The sequence below is a fragment of the Clostridium algoriphilum genome, from assembly GCF_020443705.1.
In the GTDB taxonomy this organism is placed as follows: Bacteria; Bacillota; Clostridia; order Clostridiales; family Clostridiaceae; genus Clostridium_AD; species Clostridium_AD algoriphilum.
Map to the genome: position 1 here is coordinate 51,513 of NZ_JAIZZK010000024.1, position 18,318 is coordinate 69,830.

Annotated in this window: 16 protein-coding genes and 2 rRNA genes; 3 read left to right on the top strand and 15 right to left on the bottom strand. The window is 31.1% G+C overall.

Annotated elements, in window-relative coordinates:
* Positions 1-16: 16 nt before the first annotated feature.
* The 3 genes from gpmA to LGK95_RS15915 form a co-directional block, all read right to left on the bottom strand.
* On the bottom strand, positions 17-748 hold the full coding sequence (gpmA, locus tag LGK95_RS15905; protein WP_226125759.1) for a 2,3-diphosphoglycerate-dependent phosphoglycerate mutase: 732 nt from the start codon (positions 746-748) through the stop codon (positions 17-19).
* A 313-nt stretch (positions 749-1,061) separates the two neighbouring features.
* Positions 1,062-1,289, bottom strand: coding sequence for a hypothetical protein (locus LGK95_RS15910; RefSeq protein WP_226125760.1), 228 nt, complete (start codon positions 1,287-1,289; stop codon positions 1,062-1,064).
* A 239-nt stretch (positions 1,290-1,528) separates the two neighbouring features.
* On the bottom strand, positions 1,529-2,380 hold the full coding sequence (locus LGK95_RS15915) for a DUF1186 domain-containing protein (protein ID WP_226125761.1): 852 nt from the start codon (positions 2,378-2,380) through the stop codon (positions 1,529-1,531).
* 413 nt (positions 2,381-2,793) lie between these two features.
* Here LGK95_RS15915 and LGK95_RS15920 point away from each other — a divergent pair, with 413 nt between their 5' ends.
* Entirely contained in the window at positions 2,794-4,065 is a 1,272-nt protein-coding gene (locus LGK95_RS15920; RefSeq protein ID WP_226125762.1) for a dicarboxylate/amino acid:cation symporter, read from the top strand.
* Between the two features lie 43 nt (positions 4,066-4,108).
* Here the strand turns inward: LGK95_RS15920 and LGK95_RS15925 are convergent, their stop codons facing one another.
* From LGK95_RS15925 to LGK95_RS15950, 6 genes are all read right to left on the bottom strand, one after another.
* Positions 4,109-4,600: a GNAT family N-acetyltransferase gene (locus tag LGK95_RS15925; RefSeq protein WP_226125763.1), complete on the bottom strand. Its 492-nt coding sequence runs from the start codon at positions 4,598-4,600 to the stop codon at positions 4,109-4,111.
* Between the two features lie 249 nt (positions 4,601-4,849).
* Complete coding sequence (locus LGK95_RS15930) at positions 4,850-5,701, bottom strand: sugar ABC transporter permease (protein WP_226125764.1); 852 nt, start codon at positions 5,699-5,701, stop codon at positions 4,850-4,852.
* Between the two features lie 11 nt (positions 5,702-5,712).
* Positions 5,713-6,642 carry a carbohydrate ABC transporter permease gene (locus LGK95_RS15935; protein WP_226125765.1) on the bottom strand — a complete coding sequence of 310 codons (930 nt, stop codon included), beginning with the start codon at positions 6,640-6,642 and terminating at the stop codon, positions 5,713-5,715.
* Positions 6,643-6,697: 55 nt separating this feature from the next.
* Positions 6,698-7,972 (bottom strand): sugar ABC transporter substrate-binding protein, encoded by a 1,275-nt coding sequence (locus LGK95_RS15940; RefSeq protein WP_226125766.1) that lies wholly within the window; start codon positions 7,970-7,972, stop codon positions 6,698-6,700.
* A gap of 149 nt (positions 7,973-8,121) precedes the next feature.
* Positions 8,122-9,423, bottom strand: a complete 1,302-nt coding sequence (locus LGK95_RS15945; RefSeq protein ID WP_226125767.1) for an alpha-amylase family glycosyl hydrolase — start codon at positions 9,421-9,423, stop codon at positions 8,122-8,124.
* Between the two features lie 164 nt (positions 9,424-9,587).
* A complete protein-coding gene (locus tag LGK95_RS15950) occupies positions 9,588-10,586 on the bottom strand; it encodes a LacI family DNA-binding transcriptional regulator (protein WP_226125768.1) in 999 nt (332 codons plus the stop codon).
* A gap of 253 nt (positions 10,587-10,839) precedes the next feature.
* Between LGK95_RS15950 and pgmB the strand changes: the two genes are divergently transcribed.
* Complete coding sequence (gene pgmB, locus LGK95_RS15955; RefSeq protein WP_226125769.1) at positions 10,840-11,487, top strand: beta-phosphoglucomutase; 648 nt, start codon at positions 10,840-10,842, stop codon at positions 11,485-11,487.
* A 35-nt stretch (positions 11,488-11,522) separates the two neighbouring features.
* The gene (locus tag LGK95_RS15960; RefSeq protein WP_226125770.1) at positions 11,523-13,832 is read left to right on the top strand and encodes a family 65 glycosyl hydrolase domain-containing protein; all 2,310 of its coding nucleotides are present in this window, start codon (positions 11,523-11,525) and stop codon (positions 13,830-13,832) included.
* A 307-nt stretch (positions 13,833-14,139) separates the two neighbouring features.
* On the opposite strand, the gene tlp is transcribed toward LGK95_RS15960, so the two are convergent.
* The 6 genes from tlp to LGK95_RS15990 form a co-directional block, all read right to left on the bottom strand.
* The gene (gene tlp, locus LGK95_RS15965; protein ID WP_226125771.1) at positions 14,140-14,367 is read right to left on the bottom strand and encodes a small acid-soluble spore protein Tlp; all 228 of its coding nucleotides are present in this window, start codon (positions 14,365-14,367) and stop codon (positions 14,140-14,142) included.
* Positions 14,368-14,498: 131 nt separating this feature from the next.
* Positions 14,499-15,443, bottom strand: coding sequence for a ribonuclease Z (locus LGK95_RS15970; protein ID WP_226125772.1), 945 nt, complete (start codon positions 15,441-15,443; stop codon positions 14,499-14,501).
* A gap of 121 nt (positions 15,444-15,564) precedes the next feature.
* Positions 15,565-16,665 carry a S1C family serine protease gene (locus LGK95_RS15975; protein ID WP_226125773.1) on the bottom strand — a complete coding sequence of 367 codons (1,101 nt, stop codon included), beginning with the start codon at positions 16,663-16,665 and terminating at the stop codon, positions 15,565-15,567.
* Positions 16,666-16,873: 208 nt separating this feature from the next.
* Positions 16,874-17,692: a nucleotidyltransferase domain-containing protein gene (locus tag LGK95_RS15980; RefSeq protein WP_226125774.1), complete on the bottom strand. Its 819-nt coding sequence runs from the start codon at positions 17,690-17,692 to the stop codon at positions 16,874-16,876.
* Positions 17,693-18,032: 340 nt separating this feature from the next.
* Positions 18,033-18,149: ribosomal RNA gene (rrf, locus tag LGK95_RS15985) — 5S ribosomal RNA — on the bottom strand.
* 65 nt (positions 18,150-18,214) lie between these two features.
* Positions 18,215-18,318 (bottom strand): 23S ribosomal RNA (locus LGK95_RS15990); the annotation flags it as partial.

An 18,318-nucleotide genomic window follows, 5' to 3' on the forward strand; every position in this document is an offset into this window, starting at 1 on the left:
AATGCTTTTCCTCCCCTTAAATATTTTTTAATATTTTTTCTTCAGGTAGTTCACCATCTATCCCTAAATAATAGTGCCTAATAGGCTTCAAATTATCATCTAGTTCATATACAAGTGGAACTCCTGTAGGTATATTTAAACTTACAATATTATCACTTGATATATTATCAAGGTATTTTACTAAGGCTCTTAAAGTATTTCCATGTGCAGAAATTATAACCTTTTTACCTTCTTTAATTCGAGGTTCTATTTCCTTAAACCACTCATCCATTACCCTCTTTACTGTATCCTCTAAACTCTCAGTTGTAGGAATTTCTTCTTGTCTTAATCCTTTGTATTTTAACTCATTGCCAGGATATCTATCATCAGTTTTCAAAAGTTCTGGTGGTCTTACAGCTACATATCTTCTCCATTTGTGAACTTGTTCATCTCCATATTTCTGTGCAGTTTCTGCTTTATTTAAGCCTTGCAGAGCACCATAATGCCTTTCGTTTAGCTTCCAAGACTTATATACAGGAATCCACATTAAATCCATCTCATGCAATACAATCCAAAGAGTTCTTATTGCCCTTTTTAGTACTGAAGTATATGCTAAGTCAAAAATATAACCATTTTTTTTAAGTATTTGTCCTGCTTTTCTTGCTTCAATTAACCCATTCTCTGATAAATCTACATCTGTCCAACCTGTAAACCTGTTTTCCTTGTTCCAATCGCTTTCACCATGTCTTATTAATACAAGCTTTATCAACTTAATCACTCCCTATTCATTTAACACATTGTGTTCATTTTAGAATTTTATAATTATAATATACTATACCTTGTTATATATTTCCATTAATGACTAAAAATTATTAAAGATAATACTCTAATTATCTTTAATATTACTCGAAGTAAACAATTTTGTTAGGTATGTTATAAAAAGCCCAAAATTATTTACTGCCTTGAATAGGTGTAAGATTAGCAATAGCATTAACATACTTTACTCTTACTATTAAACAAATTTTGATATATGGCATAGTAAAACAGGCATACTCCCTAAGATATGCCTGTTTTACTATAGCTTATAAAAAATTTGCAATTTTATAACTTCCATCACTGTTATCCTCTGTGCTATCTTGTTTTAGTCTAACCTTACTCACATTTTCTAATGATGTCGCATCAGTGCGTTTTTCAAGAAGTAGATCTCTTATACTATGACTTTCTGCTATCTTATTTAGAGCCTCTATTGCATTAGATTTTTGCAATTTATCACGCTCTTCATTATAATTTATATAATTATTGTGTGGCATATAAATCCCTCCTCTTTCTTTAAATTTTAATGCTATTATCTTATGCTTTTTTAATTATTAGAATACTATGAGATTATTGGAACTTATCAAATATTTTTAAACTTTATGCCGTATATGCAAGAAAGCCAGGAAAATTTAATCAATTTCAGATTAAAAATTCCTGACTTTCAATATAGAACATCTTTAGCCACACGTTTAGTGCCATGGCGACCTATATAACGAGGCACTTCGCCATCCCACTACTTTTTTCTTTGCTTCTTTTTAGTAGCTTTAACATGCTTCTTTTTAGTTTTATTTTTATTTTTGTTCATCTTATTAATTCCTTGCATAAATTGTGATTTAGGCTCACTAGTATTTCTAGTAAAACATCCCCAGCAACCTAATTCTTCTATAGTATCCTTAAAGAATGCGTATCCTTCTTCTTTTAACTTTGGAAATTTTTCTACGTCGTGGATTTTAATAGCTCCATCAACCTCTTCTAGAGATATACACTCCTCATCTACTAACTCATCTTCATAAGCTTTCTTTATATGTTCATATAATTCACTAGGGCCTACTTCACAAGAATCATATATAAGTTCATTCCAAACTTGTGAAAATTCCCTTTCAAGTTTTCCTTCAAATAAACTTTTATAATATTCAATAATTTCACCTTGGGATAAAACGCCTTCTCCTAAAAGTACAATAAAGGATTTTATAGCAGCACATCTAACATATTCATTAACACTGTTGTCTTCAACTAATCTTTTTAATGGCTCTGTGTCTCCACCACAAACTGATGCTAAAATTTTATGTAAATCTTCTGTAAGATACTCACCAAAAATATCATCTGGAATCTCCTTTGGCAAACTAACTAAATCTACAATTAGCTTAAAACTTTTATTTTCTTTGAACTGTGCTAACAAGAAAGTTGCATATATGTGTGCAAAATAATTATGATTTTCTAAAACATCTTCATAATTTTCCTTTGCATTTTTTAATATATCAAGTAATTCAGGTATGAGTTCCTCTTTGCGGTTTATTATTTCCTTTAATTGTGCTTCTGGAAATTCCCCATTATTATACTCAATTTCTTTAAGTATTGCATTCATAAAATAAAACTCCTTCTTCATTTGAATTTTAACCGTTTGTATTATTTTCTTGATCTTTTATATTCTCCGGATGTTGTTATCCTTTTATAACTAAACTTGCTCATGGATCTACTTTCAACTTTATTATATCCTCTTTTCATGTCTTATGCACTATATACCTAAACACTAATATAATATGTTCAATATCCCTATTTAATAATTCAAATTCCTATAATTCCTCATGGAATCCATTATTCATTTTTTCATTTATCGTAAGTTATAGCTCCACTCTCATTACTTATATTGTTGATTTCATATCGATTTAATATTCAGAATATTTCATTATGTAATTTTTGTATGTTGACGTTTATTCGTTTTTTTGATAAAATATTCATGTCAATCAATCGAAATCAAACTTACATGGAGGAAAATACATGAAACTATTTAAAATGAATCTTACCAAGAAAATTTTTATTGCTCTTGTTCTTGGTATTCTTTACGGAATAATATCAAATCTTTTATTACCTAAAGGCTTTAACATAGGAATTAATAAATGGATATTAGCTCCTGTTGGAACCATCTTTTTCAACTTAATTAAAATGGTAGTAGTTCCATTAGTTTTCTTTTCTCTAATTTGCGGTTCAGCAAGTATTGGAGATACTAAAAAATTGGGACGAGTTAGCGGTAAGATAATATCTTTTTATCTGACAACAACAGCCTTTGCAGTTGTTATTGGGTTAATTTTTGCAAATCTACTTAAACCTGGCGTTGGAGTTGTAATTCCAACAGATGCTGCAATCCAAACAACTAAACCACCATTTATTATGGACATATTTGTGAATATGGTTCCTACAAACCCTTTCGACGCACTTGTGAAAGGTGATATGCTTCAAATCATTGTATTTGCTATTTTTGTTGGTGTTACAATTAGTATTATCGGAGAACCTGTGAAACCTCTTCTTAATATATGTAATCAACTTAATGATGTTTTTTTAAAGATTATAGGATCAGTTATGAAACTTGCTCCATATGGAGTATTTGCACTTATTGCAAAGGTTATATCGCTTCAAGGCCTTGATATTCTTATGAGTCTCTTAAAATTAATTGGAGTTGTATATCTTGCACTTGTAGTTCATTGCCTAGTAACATACTTTGGTTCATTAAAGTTGATAGGACATTTAAGCCCAATAAAGTTTTTCAAGAAATTTTGGCCTGTAATGATGTTTGGATTTTCAACATCAAGCAGTAGTGCAACAATACCTGTAAATCTTGAAGCATGTGAAAATAAACTTGGTGTTAAAGGGAGTATTGCAAGTTTCACTATTCCTCTTGGCGCCACAATAAATATGGATGGAACTGCAATAATGCAGGGAGTTGGTGCTGTATTTATTGCACAAGTATATGGAATAGAGCTTACTTTAACAAGTCAACTTATGATAATATTATCGGCAACACTTGCTTCAATTGGAACAGCAGGAGTCCCAGGAGCTGGAACCATAATGTTGTCTATGGTTGTTACACAGGTAGGGCTTCCTATTGAAGGAATTGCACTTATACTTGCAGTAGATAGAATTCTCGATATGGGAAGAACAGTTCTAAATATTACAGGAGATGCTGTTGGTACATGCCTCGTTGCAAATTCAGAAAAAGAACTTGATCTAAATACTTTTAATTCAGAGGATACAAATGTGACAGTAAATATGTAAAAATAAAGAAGCTGATAAGATTAATAAAATCTTATCAGCTTCTTTAATCTATCGCTAAAATCATATCATACCATTTAGCGCCACCATGTACTGATTCAGATATACCCATATTTATGTATCCAAACTTTGTATAATAATGAATAAGTTTCTCTTTACAAGTTAAAATAACACCTTTGCGACCTGTTACCCTTGATTTCTCTATCATATAATTCATTAACTGTGCTGCAATTCCCTGATTACGATACTCTGAAATCACATCGAGTCCAAAAATAGTCTGGTAATTTCCATTTGGAATATGTAGTGTAGAATTTTCATAGAGTTTATCATAGATAACAGTTCCATTAATAGCACATCCATTGATAAACCCAATGATTTCACCCTCTGTTTCAGCTACAAAAAAACTTTCTGAAAACGTCTTAATCCGTTGCTCTAAAGATAACCTCGTAGCTGCTTCTGCCTCTGGAAAACAGCTTGCTTCTACTTTTGTTACTGCATCTAAATCTTCAATGCATGCTTGTCTAATTTTAAGATTCATTATAATTCCCCTTTCATAATCATTATTTGCAAACTATTTTTACTAGACATTTGCTATAATTACAACCAACGCCTTTGAGTAAAAAAATTATAGCATATTGTTCATGTTATTACAATTCTGTTCCAACCTAGAAAAGCAGGTTAAAATAAGCTAAAGGTTGTAGCATTAAACTAATGCCACACTTTTAGCTCATATATTTAGATGTATTAATTATCAATTGCGGTGCTACTACTTTTATAATTTTATACACTAACCCTTAACACTACCTACTGTAAGCCCACCAACAAGGTATTTAGATAAGCAAATAAATAATATCATTACAGGAAGCGCTGTAATTAAAGCCCCTGCAGAATATATACCCCATGCAGTATTAAATTGTCCTTGCATACTTACTAGTCCAACAGGTAAAGTTAGTTTCACCGCATCATTTATGATTACACTTGCAACTATATATTCAGACCAAGCTCCCATGAAGGAAAATAATGCTGTTAATGCAACTGCTGGTCTTGCAAGTGGTAATATTATCTGGTAAAAAGACCTAAATACTGAAGCTCCATCTACATAAGCACTCTCCTCAAGTGACTTAGGAATGGTATCATAAAATCCTTTCATCATCCAAATATTAAAAGGAATTGATGTAGATACATAGATTACTGCCAACGCAATATAACTATTTGTCATATTCAAATTAATTATCATTAAATATAAAGGCAACAAAGTCATGGCTAATGGAAACATCTGAGTAACTAAAATTAAAGATAGTCCCATATTTTTACCTCTAAATTCAAACCTAGAAAATGTATATGCAGCTGTAACAGAAAGCATTACGCTAAAAATACAGGCGCAACTTGATACAATTAAACTATGCAAAAGCCAATGTAACATATCATATTGTATAAATGCTTGTTTAAAATTATCAAATGTTGCATTTTGTGGAATTATATTTAGAGATTTAGTGAACAAGGCATTTGATGGTCTTAAAGATATTGTTAATATATTTAATATTGGATATAATGAGCATATGCATGCAACTACTAAAATTGCATATATCAATATTATTTTACCAAGAGAATCCGTTTTATTAAATTTTTTATTTTTCATGCATTTCACCTCTAATCATCTGATTTTTGAGCTCTAATAAAGACGGTACTAAATGCTAGCAAAATTAAGAATATAATTACCGAAAGTGCTGCTGATTGACCATACCTGAAATATTGGAACGCTCTCTTAAATACCATAGTTATAAGAATTTGAGATTCATCTGAAGCTGAACCACTTGTAATTATATATATTACATTAACCATATTAAATGTCCACACTGTTCCGAGTATTATAGCAGGAGTAAGTATTGGTTTTAAAAGTGGTAAAGTTATACCTTTAAATTTTTGAAAATTCGAAGCCCCATCCAATTCTGCAGCTTCATATAACTCTTCTGGAATACTTGAAAGGCCACCAAGTGATATCATCATCATAAAAGGAATACCAAGCCATATGTTAGTTATAATACAAGCCACAAAAGTCCAGCTCGGTATAGATAACCATGGAATGGCTGCCGCATTACCAAAAATATGTGTTAAAATAATATTAACAGAACCGTATTCTACATTAAACATACCTTTCCAAGTCATCGCAGCAATATACTGTGGCACCGCCCAAGGTAAAATCAGCAAAACTCTTATAAATGCTTTACCTGGCAATTTTCTATTTAAAATTATTGCAAGAAATAATCCTACTGAAACATGGAAAAATATATTAATGGCAGTCCATATAACTGTTCTTATTAAAGTGGAATAAAATAAACTATCAGATAGTATATTCTTGTAATTATCTAGGCCAATCCAAGGATAAATCTGACTTTTTAAATTTAATAAAGTTACATTTTTAAATGAAATTATTATTTCATATATAAGTGGATAAGCTACAACAAGTATTAAGACTATAGTAGCAGGTGCTAAAAAAAGGAAGGGTGTCAACTTTCCTCGTCCTATTCCTAAATTACTACTTACTCGTTTCCTCTTTTTTCTTTTAACGATCACCTTCATGTGAACTCTCCTTTCTTAAAATAAAAGAGGATTTCTCCCCTTTTATAAATGTATTCTATAACCCCAAAGCTTTTATTCCATCCTCAGCTTTCTTCTGCATAATTGCTCCTGCATCCTCGGGCTTTGTCTTTCCTGATAATACATCTTGTTGAACCGGTTTAACAGCATCCCAAATAGCTCTCATTTGTGTAATAACTGGCATTGGTATCGCTTTAGATAATTGATCCTTTTGTCCTACTATTAATGGATTACCTGTAATCTTAGCATCTTTAATAGCCTCATTATTAGTTGGAATTTGTTGATGTGCTACAACCATCTTTAACTGTGCATCTTTTGAGTTTACAAACATAAGGAACTTCTTAACCGCAGCTACTTTATTTACATCCTTTACTCCTGCAGATACTGTATATCCTTTAACCGCTGAGTAAGGTGCTGGAGATTTACCGTTTATTGTAGGTATTGACATTATACCAAAATCAATACCGGCTTTAGTATAATCTGCAAAACCCCATGGTCCATTAATTATAAATGCAGCTTTTCCACCTTTGAATAAATTATCAGCTATTGTTGCATCGGATTCCTTAGGAATTAAACCTTCAGTGTGTATTTTTTTCATGAAAGTCATCCACTGCGTAACCGCTGGTGTATTTAGTGTTGGTTTAGGTGAAGCGGAATTAACATCATCAAATACTTTACCACCAAAAGCTCCTAAGAACCCAACTGCGAAAAATGGTTCAACTTCATTAAATACTAAACCATATTCAACCTTACCATCTTTTTTAAGTTGTAGTCCCATTGCTTCTAATTCCTCAAAAGTTTTAGGAGGAGTTGTCACTAACTTCTTATTGTACGAAACTAAAACTTCATTACCATTTCTATCTGGAAGCATATATTGTTTTCCTGTAAACTTACCAGCTTCTAATGACTTCTGATCCAATGTTTTCATGAAATCTGCTCCAACAATAGTATCAACAGGTTGTACTAAACTACCTGGAACAAATACTCCAAGGTTATCATTTGGTGATAATACAATATCAGGACCTGTTGTACCTAATGAAGCGGTTGTAAAATTTTTCCTTAAATCTTCAGTTTCATAATGTGTTCTTTTAACTGTTATGTTAGGGTTAGCAGTATGAAAGTCAATAATTAGTTTATCCAGTATTTTTTGTGCAGATGCATCATCTTGTTCCCAGAAAGCTATACTTACCGGCTTAGTTGAATCTACTGCAGTAGAAGCTTTATCAGATGTTTTACTACCACACCCCGATAATGTGCCTACGACCATTGTTGATACCATTGCAATAGCCATAATTGTTTTAATTTTTTTCATTTCTTTGCCCCCCTTAAATTTGTGAAAAAGAATTCAGAAACTTGTTTCAAGCTTTTCTTTTTAACTAATAGTTTGTTTATAGTTAATCATGAAAACGTTTGTAGTAACCATGCAACCGTTTGCCCAAATTGATTTTACTATTAATTCCCTTATATGTCAAACTGAATTACAAAAATTACAACCTTATTTTCAAGCATTAATTTACCTTGTATAACGGTAACCACTGTACCATCTACAATATTAATATATTCGCCTTCAGCAACATTTATACTAATATTTCCTTGCTGCTTGCCCACATTAAATATTCCAATAATCTTTTCATTTTTCATTGAATAGGATGCTACAATAACATCTTTATCCTCAGCAGTATGAATTTCATAAAAACCCTTAGCCATAATTTCTTTCTTCTTTATAGATCCAAGAGTTTTTAATAACTCTACAAAGTCTTCTTTTACTCCATTCCAGTTTATTTTATCTATATCAAAAAGACTTGGCGTGCTAACCGCTTGTGCCTCCTGCCCTGCATATAAAAGTGTACAACCCTTTTGAAAATATAAAAAACCTGTCCAAATTTTTAAAGCATCTTCATCATGAATAAGATTCTTAGCTCTAATCTGATCATGATTTTCTAAAAACCTTAGCTTAACATAGTTATCTGGATATATTGACTCTTGGATTGATACTCTATCTATATAATGCTTTAATGAATTTTGCCCATTAAAATAGCCTAAATATTCCATATTAACATCATAATCATAAGCAATGTCAAAAGCCTGATATATCTCACTGTCAGATAAGCATGTAAAACCATTTTTTCTCATGCTGAGGATGAAACTTGGATCTACGCTCTCAGACAGCCATAAGGTATTTCCATTGACTTTTGTTACTTCATCTCTTGCGCTTAGCCAAAATTCTAGTGGTACCAGTGGAGCCACATCACATCTAAAACCATCTACCCCGAGGCTTATCCAATATTTTAAGGTTTCAATTTGATAATTCCATAATTCTTTATTAGTATAATCAAGGTCCACTACGTCTGACCAATCGGAAGCCTTGTTACCAAGTCTACCATCTATATTTTTGTAAAAAAACGGTTTATGATTTTCTGTAAGAAATGAATCTGGTGAAGTATGATTGTAAACTACATCTATTATGCATAACATTCCTAGGGAGTGTATCTTATTAAGCAACCTCTTAAAATCCCCTAAATTGCCATAATCAGGGTTCACTTCCCTATAGTTTTTTATTGCGTAAGGGCATCCAAGTGTACCTTTTTTATTTTTTGTTCCAATAGGATGAATTGGCAGAAGCCATATAATATCTGTCCCTAAGTACTTTATTCTTTCTAAATCCTCTTCAACATCTTTAAAAGTTCCATTAATTCCATGATTTCTCACATATATAGAGTACATTACTTTGTTTCTCAAAGACACATTTGTATTTTTAGCCATAAACAACCTCCATATTTTTATTATTGTCCTCTATTGGATTGTGCAAACGAGTGCATAAAATGATAAAAAATAATAAACCCATTTTATTACAATTTCACTTGAAATAGCAAGGTTTATTTTCTTCATATTATGTAAATATATCCAAAAGCCTTAGACACCTATAGTTATTCGGTTGATTCTCTTTCAACTAATTTTGTGTCGATAATGTAATTGTTTATATATTCCTTCTCGTTTTCCAATTTATTTATTAATAACTTAACTGCAAAATAACCTAATTCCTCAGAATTGATATCTACTGAAGATAGTGTTGGATTTCTGTAAGCAGCAAGTGGTGTGTTATTAAACCCGATAATTGAAATATGCTGATCTGACATTTCACTTAAAGCTTTTGATGCGCCAAAAGCAATTAAATCATCAGTGGTAACAACCGCTGTAGGGCTCCCTTTACTTAAGATTTTTTTCATAGCATCATAGCCACTTTTTTCTGTAAACTCTGCTACTTGTATCATATTTTCATCTATTTTTTCACCAATGTTCTCCATAGCTCTCGTGTAACCTTCTAATCTATTTATAGTTACATTAAGCGTAGGTGGACCTCCTATAAATGCAATTTTTCTCTCACCCTTTTGTATAAGATAATTAACAACGCTGTACATGGCATGAAAGTTATCATTATCAACCCATAAAACCCCGACCGTATTTTCTGGTTTACCTATTACTACAAAGGGATAATCTGCTTCTTTCAAATAAGCAATACATTTGTCATTCTTCCTTACTACTGGCAAAATAATTCCATCAACTCTTCTGCTGTTCATTAAACTTGCTATATGCTCTACTTCTTGATCTTCGTTATTACTGTAAGTATACATGATATAATATCCTTTTTTTTGAGCATAATGACTTATGCCTCTCATAATTTGAATAAAAAAAGGATTAACAAACAAATCTTCATCAGTGTTAGGTAAAATAAGTCCTATAGTCTTTGTTGTTTTACTGACTAGGCTCCTAGCTATTGCATTAGGATGATAGTCCATTTCCTTCATTGTTTTGTAGACCCTTTGTTTTGTTGCATCACTAATTCTAGGATTATCTGCAAGTACTCTTGAAACTGTGGAGGGTGATACGTTTGCTAACTTTGCTACATCTTTTATAGTTACTGACATGAAAACTTCACTCCCCAATTTGTAAAAATATTCTATGCTTATTATATTATTAAATATAATATTAATCAAGGTTGCTCATGCAACTAGCGTAACTCTCTAACGAAACTTAACATTATGTTAGTTTATATATATTACAACGACACTCACATGTATAAAAATAAATGAAACTATTTTGTGCAAACGCATTCACAAATGCATAATTTTATATTATTATATTAATATAGGCATTAAAGTAAAATTAAAGGAGAGCTATATGTATAACATTAAAGCAATTATATTTGATTTAGATGGCGTATTAGTTGCTACTTCTAAATATCATTATTTAGCATGGAAGAGACTAGCACAAGAATTGAACATTGAATTTACTATAGAAGAAAATGAGAGACTTAAAGGTGTAAGCAGAATGAACTCATTGGAAATCATATTAGAGATAGGTAATATTACATTAGATGATGACACTAAAATTGAACTAGCAGAAAAAAAGAATACTTGGTATGTGGAGTATATCTCTAAATTAACTCCCACTGATATTTTACCTGGAGTTATTGATTTTATAGAAAGCGTCAAGGAAAGTAATTTGAAAATTGCCTTAGGTTCTGCAAGTAAGAATTCTATGCTTATTCTTAATAAATTGAATTTAACGCATTATTTTGACGCGATAATTGATGGTACAAAAGTTTCTAGAGCAAAACCTGATCCTGAAGTTTTCTTAAAAGGTGCGCAGGCACTTAAAGTATTGCCTTGTCAATGTATTGTCTTTGAAGATGCACAAGCTGGAATCGATGCTGCCATTAATGCTGGAATGCTCTCCATCGGAATAGGTTCTAAAGATATACTAAAAAAAGCTAATTTAGTACTTTCAGGATTTTCTAATATAATTTTTGATAAATTGGAGCTATAAAGAGAGAAACTAGGAGGCTAACAAGGAGGATTTAAATGAAACACTATTATAAATTAGATGAGTGGAATATTATTGAAGAGGGCTTTAATGTTGACAACAATGAAATATCTGAGAGTATTTTTAGTTTAGGTAATGGATGTATGGGACAAAGAGCAAATTTTGAAGAAGACTACAGTGGTAACTCTCTTAATGGAAGTTATATAGCAGGGGTTTACTATCCTGATAAAACAAGAGTTGGTTGGTGGAAAAACGGATATCCAGAATATTTTGCTAAAGTTTTAAACTCAACAAATTGGATTGGTATAAGCATTAAAATTAATGATTCTCCTTTAGATCTTGCTAAGTGTTTTGTGAGACGATTTGAAAGAGTTTTGAATATGAAAGAAGGTTATCTGCAAAGAAGCTTTGTGGCTGTACTTATAAATGGAAATGAAGTTGAAGTAAAAACTAAAAGGTTTATTAGCATGTCTAAGAGTGAACTAGGTGCAATAAAGTATTCAATTAAGCCATTAAATTTCAACGGTAAATTAGAAATTTCACCTTACCTTGATGGGAACGTTATGAATTCTGATTCCAACTATGATGAGAAGTTTTGGGATGAGATTTCAAAAGATGTTATACCGTATGAAGCATATGTGATGTTAAAGACTAAGAAATTAGATTTCCACGTCTGCACAAACATGACCTATGAAATAACTAAAAATGGCGAAATAATTAAACCAATTGTAACACTTAACCAAAGTGAAAAATATGTTGCAAATACAGTTTCAGTCCATTGCGATAAAAATGATGAACTTGTAATTTATAAATATGTTGCAAATACCTCATCAAGATATTATGAAATACCAAAATTAATTAAAATAACTAGGGAACTTGCGAGCAATGCGAAAAAAGATGGATTTGAAATGCTCTTAAAAGAACAATCTCAGGCTTGGAGTGAAAAATGGACAGAAAGCGATATTGTTATTGAAGGTGATGTTTCTGCTCAGCAAGGAATTCGATTTAATATATTCCAATTAAATCAAACCTATACGGGAGAAGATTATAGATTAAACATAGGACCAAAAGGTTTCACTGGTGAAAAATATGGTGGGAGCACATACTGGGATACTGAAGCTTACTGCATTCCCTTCTATTTAAGTACTTCGAAGGAAAGAGTTTCTAGAAATCTTTTATTGTATAGATACAACCAATTAGACAAAGCCATAGAAAATGCTGAAAAGTTAGGTTTTGAAAATGGAGCAGCACTATACCCTATGGTAACAATGAACGGTGAGGAATGCCATAATGAGTGGGAAATAACCTTTGAGGAAATTCATAGAAATGGTGCCATTGCTTACGCTATATATAATTACGTAAATTATACTGGAGATAAGTCTTGCCTTGGTGAATTTAGTTTTGAGGTACTTATAGCCATATCAAGATTTTGGGCTCAAAGAATTACTTTTTCAAGAAGTAAAAATAAATATATGATTCTAGGTGTCACTGGACCTAATGAATATGAAAACAATGTTAATAATAACTGGTATACTAATAAAATTGCCTGCTGGACTTTAGAGTATACACTTAAGGTTATAAATTATCTAAGTGAAACTGATCATAAAAGATTAGATGAACTTGTAGTAAAACTTAATTTTAAAGATGATGAGATAATTAATTGGAAAAACATTATTAAAAATATGTACTATCCCTGTGATAAAGCACTTGGAATTTTCCTTCAACAAGATGGCTTCATGGATAAAGAGCAGATATTAGTCAAAGACCTTAATAAAAAAAATATACCAATAAATCAAAACTGGTCGTGGGATAGAATACTGCGTTCCTGCTTTATAAAACAAGCTGATGTACTTCAAGGTATTTATTTATTTGAACAGGAATATGATGTTGCTACAATTAAAAGAAATTTTGATTTCTATGAAGCTAGAACGGTGCATGAGTCTTCCTTGTCCCCTTGCATTCATACTATATTAGCTGCGAAAATTGGAAATCATGATAAAGCTTATGATATGTATTTAATGGCATCTAGACTTGACCTTGATAATTATAACAATGATACAAAAGATGGCTGTCATATAACTAGCATGGCTGGAACTTGGATGGCAGTAGTACATGGCTTCGGTGGGCTACGAATTATCAATAATAAGCTAATTTTAAACCCCTTCATCCCAGATCATTGGTGCTCATATTCTTTTAAAATAATGTTTAGAGGTGCACTTCTAAACATTAAATTTACTAAAACCATCCTTCAAATACAAAATGAAAATGAAATACCAGTGAATTTATTAGTGTATGAAAAGGACTATTACTTAAATGGCAATGATTTATTAGAAATTGATATACTATAAAACAATTTAGCGACGTGCTATCCTTTAATAGAACTTCTTACATGAACAGTATCACAAAGTAGCTTTGGAATCTAATTGATAGCCATAATACTAAGAGTTTTTTAACTGAGTACGCCGGCAATAGCCTTTCAATTTTGCTACCAAGGCGTACCATATATTTATTATACAGATGAATACATGGTTAGGATTTTAAAAATGACCCTGTACAACATAGCACAGAGATCATCTCTTGGTTTGTTAGTAACTGCTTTAATCCTTAATAAGTGCAATAAGTATATGAATATTATAAACATATTGCATTTTCACTCTATTTATATCTGTTTTTTTTATCACTTGCCTCATCTTTAACTTCTGATCTCATACCATCTATAGAATCTAGTCTTCTCTGATTCTTTTCTTCTATTGCTCTTTTATCTTTTTCGTCATCTGTTTTTTCAATAGCTTCTTCAGCAAGATTATAATTCTCAATAGTATTAGTGATATTGTTTTGAATTTTATCTACATTATCTCTTCTGTCATCTGGTTTGTTTTCCATAATTTCATATCCCCTTTTGTTTTTTTATTTAATAAACTACCCGTTATTATTATATCTACTAAGATATTTATTATACGACAAAATATTAAAAAGATAATATACATAAAATGATTAGATAAAATACTATTTTTCTAATCTTTAAATGATATAGTTTTTACTAATCTATCAAATCCAATAGTAGTATTTTTAAAAATACCCTCTGCTCTATCCTTATACTCTTCAGGGTTAAGCATTGAAGGACTAAAATGTGTTAATAAGAGTTCTTGTACTTCTCCACTTAAAGCAAGTTCTGCTGCCTCACTAAAGGTCATATGTTTGTTCCTTATAGCTTTTTCAATATCATCTTCATTACCATAAGTTCCCTCACAAATAAACAAGTCACTTTCCTTAATAAAAGTTGTTATTTTCCCAACTACTCTTGTATCTGTTATAAAACTAATTTTTATTCCTATTCGTTCTTTGCCAAGCACCATACTTGGCAAATATGTATTACCATGTTCAATTATAATTTCATTTTTTTGAAGTCTATTCCAAAACTTTTTCGGTATTTTATTTTTAGTTGCACTTTCTACTTCAAATTTTGGTTTCCTGCTAAAATAGAAACTATAACCCAAACAATTAGTTGAGTGCTCAAGTTCCAGTGTTGAAATTATTAAATCATTAAATCCTCCTATAGAAGGATTATCAGAATTTATTAAAGCTTGTATTTCAACAGGTTCTTGTGGATTTTCTAAGATATTAAGTTCATAAGGAAGGTAAGGTGCTGCAACCCTTAGCCCTTTCACAATCTCTGTAATACCAATGGGCCCAATTATAGTAATGGGATCAGTTCTGCCACTATTACCAATTGTTAAAAGAATTCCTGGGAGTCCCACAATGTGATCCGCATGTCCATGAGTTATACAAATTACGTCTATGGATTTAAATCCCCAACCAAGTATTTTCATAGATACCTGAGTTCCTTCTCCGCAGTCAAGTAGTATCTTTCTTCCTTTATAACTTATGAGAAGTGAAGATAGATATCTTTCAGGAATTGGCATTCCCCCTCCACATCCTAGAAGTGCTAAATCAACCAATTAAATCACCTCATCTATAGTTTTTACTTTTGCATCTAAAATATCATTAGAAATTAAATTTAATAAAGATCAGCATTTGCTGGTCTTTATTAAATTTTATATAATGAGTAAAGTATATTTATTAATCTGCTGCACCCACAAGTTTTATATTAATATTTTTCTCCTTATTATTACTACCTTTAATTTTTAGTGTTACTGAATTACCGACTCCAATACTATAAAGATTTGACCTGAATTCTACCATAGTATTTACTGAAGTTCCATTAACTGATAAAATTATATCACCTTTCTTTATACCTTGAAGTTCAGCAGGGCTTCCACTTTTAACTTCATAAACATATATCCCCTTTTGTACTTTAATATCAGAAACAAAACCTGCCATTTGTTTATCTATTCCTTGAATACCTATTATAGGGGTTACGAAATTTCCTTTTTCCTTAATGCTCTTTAATATAGGTTTTACTATATTTATTGGTATAGCAAAGCCCATGCCTTCAGCACTTGTCACTTTTACAGTATTAATTCCAATAACTTCACTGTTAATATTAATTAATGGCCCACCACTATTCCCAGGATTAATTGAAGCATCAGTCTGAAGTAAATCCTCCATAAAGAGTCCACCTGGTTCACCAATAGTTCTATTGATTGCGCTTATAATTCCAGAGGTAACTGTTCTTTGAAAGGTAAGCCCAAGTGGGTTTCCTATCGCAATTGCTGTATCACCAACCGTAAGTATCTTAGAATCACCAAGTGGTGCCACCGTCAAGTTATCTCCACTAATTTTTAGAACTGCTAAGTCTAAGCCCTCATCAGACCATACAACCTTTCCTTTTAAATCTCTTCCATCAAATAAAGAAACTGTGATATCATTTGCTTGTTTATTTGCTACATGATTATTAGTAAGTATATAGGCTTTTTTATCTACTATTATTCCAGAACCAACCACTGATCCACCTTTTGAAGTTGCGGTTGAATTGATAGTAGAAGTGACACCTACTACTGCTGGCATTAAATTTTTAGCAACTATGCTTATAGTTGAAGTACCAGTTTTTCGAATAACAGGTTGTTGTATTACTGAGGTTTTGGGATTTAAATTTTTCTCCGTTACAGTACCTTTTACAAATGGACTATATTGAACTATTGCAAAAAGCAATCCGGCGCCTACTAATATACCTATAAATGATGATATAAAGTAGCCTAATTTTGAATTCCCTCTTTCCATGTTATTTCCTTCCTCCTTTATGCATTTTCCTGTTTAAAACATTAAACAGAATTCGAGAAGCCAATTATTAGTTTGTTTTCCAAGCAACTTGTATCATTATAAATATATATTTCTACTGGTAGGTTTTCGCCATTAGTTTTAGCTAATGAGAATATAATTATTCTAACTACTCTTTTTTCAAAATCAATATTTTTTGAAAATATTTTAACTAGCCACCATATGCTAGCCCTTCATTTTTTAGTAGTATATCTAATTTACCTATCAATAAATCTATTTCTAATAATATCGCTACATTATTTGATGCTGTATACTTTAAAATATTATTAACGTTTATTTCCATATCTGTTTGCACTTTTAAATTATTATCCTTTATGATTTTAAGAATTTTTTTCTCACCTGGATGCAACATTTCATTTACAGCAAATATAATATCAAAATAACTTGCAAACAAGGCTGCTACTCTGTGATTTACACTGATAAAATCATCTCTATTTAAAGCCTTCTCTATTTGATAATAATATGAAGGCATTTGAAGCTTTAGTAATGGATAATTCTTTTTTATTATGTTTTGCTTTAATTCATAAGGGTAGCCTATCTTGTACTTCTTTTGTAGTTTATCTAAATCACCATTTTTATCGTAAAGTATAATTGAATTTATGAAGTTAGCCCAAAAGCAAGTAGTATATCCTATATCTGCTTCACATTTTACTAAGATTCTATTTAATAAACCGTCAATCCAAGCTAAGTCTCTATATATAATTTCCACAGGTATATTACCTTCTTTTAGAAATCCATCATCTTCTGTCTCCCAAAAGGTATTATTTAGTTCCATGTAGCTACAATATTTATCAGTAATTATCTTTCTCGTTTCTAAGGGGATTTCCTTAGAGTTATAAATGTATATATCATAATCTGAATCTTTATCATTAGTTTTTGTTGCGTGTGATCCACTTAATAATATGCCGTCGACTTCTTTTAGTTTTGAAAAATCATTAACCAGTGACCTTACATTAGCATTAATATTCATAAAAAAGTTACTCCTTTTCATTATTAATTTGCTTATATACGTATTAAAAGTACTACTTATATGCAGCTATAGAAGTTGCAAAACAACTTTTATTGTTTTACTATTTTTTCTTTGTTTCTTCTAATAGCTTTAATTAAAGTATAAAACAACAAGTAAGTATTTACCATATAAACTTCAAAAATTAATCCCTTAATTTCTAACAAATTAAGACTACTAATTAAAGAAATCTTAATTATATATGATTATCTGTGGTTAAGGCATCTATAAAATATAGATGTCTTAACTTTCTTTTTATATTAACGCAAAAAAAACACTAAGTTATACTTAGTGTTTTTTTATAATCTGGCGACGACCTACTCTTCCACAAGGTTACCCCTGCAGTACCATCGGCGCATTGAAGCTTAACCTTCGTGTTCGGTATGGGAACGGGTGTTACCTTCAGGCCATAATCACCAGATAGAGAATATAAATATTCTCTCAAAATTGCACAGTGAAATTAATTTATCGCATTATCTTTATAATTTGGTCAAGCCCTCGACTTATTAGTATTAGTCAGCTGAACATGTTACCATGCTTACACCTCTAACCTATCAACCTGGTGGTCTTCCAGGAGTCTTACTAACTTA

Excerpts from the sequence above, each read along its gene's own strand:
- LGK95_RS15910 (WP_226125760.1), bottom strand. The coding sequence starts at position 1,289 with ATGCCACACAATAATTATATAAATTATAATGAAGAGCGTGATAAATTG.
- LGK95_RS15915 (WP_226125761.1), bottom strand. The coding sequence starts at position 2,380 with ATGAATGCAATACTTAAAGAAATTGAGTATAATAATGGGGAATTTCCA.
- LGK95_RS15920 (WP_226125762.1), top strand. The coding sequence starts at position 2,794 with ATGAAACTATTTAAAATGAATCTTACCAAGAAAATTTTTATTGCTCTT.
- LGK95_RS15925 (WP_226125763.1), bottom strand. The coding sequence starts at position 4,600 with ATGAATCTTAAAATTAGACAAGCATGCATTGAAGATTTAGATGCAGTA.
- LGK95_RS15930 (WP_226125764.1), bottom strand. The coding sequence starts at position 5,701 with ATGAAAAATAAAAAATTTAATAAAACGGATTCTCTTGGTAAAATAATA.
- LGK95_RS15935 (WP_226125765.1), bottom strand. The coding sequence starts at position 6,642 with ATGAAGGTGATCGTTAAAAGAAAAAAGAGGAAACGAGTAAGTAGTAAT.
- LGK95_RS15940 (WP_226125766.1), bottom strand. The coding sequence starts at position 7,972 with ATGAAAAAAATTAAAACAATTATGGCTATTGCAATGGTATCAACAATG.
- LGK95_RS15945 (WP_226125767.1), bottom strand. The coding sequence starts at position 9,423 with ATGGCTAAAAATACAAATGTGTCTTTGAGAAACAAAGTAATGTACTCT.
- LGK95_RS15950 (WP_226125768.1), bottom strand. The coding sequence starts at position 10,586 with ATGTCAGTAACTATAAAAGATGTAGCAAAGTTAGCAAACGTATCACCC.
- pgmB (WP_226125769.1), top strand. The coding sequence starts at position 10,840 with ATGTATAACATTAAAGCAATTATATTTGATTTAGATGGCGTATTAGTT.
- LGK95_RS15960 (WP_226125770.1), top strand. The coding sequence starts at position 11,523 with ATGAAACACTATTATAAATTAGATGAGTGGAATATTATTGAAGAGGGC.
- tlp (WP_226125771.1), bottom strand. The coding sequence starts at position 14,367 with ATGGAAAACAAACCAGATGACAGAAGAGATAATGTAGATAAAATTCAA.
- LGK95_RS15975 (WP_226125773.1), bottom strand. The coding sequence starts at position 16,665 with ATGGAAAGAGGGAATTCAAAATTAGGCTACTTTATATCATCATTTATA.
- LGK95_RS15980 (WP_226125774.1), bottom strand. The coding sequence starts at position 17,692 with ATGAATATTAATGCTAATGTAAGGTCACTGGTTAATGATTTTTCAAAA.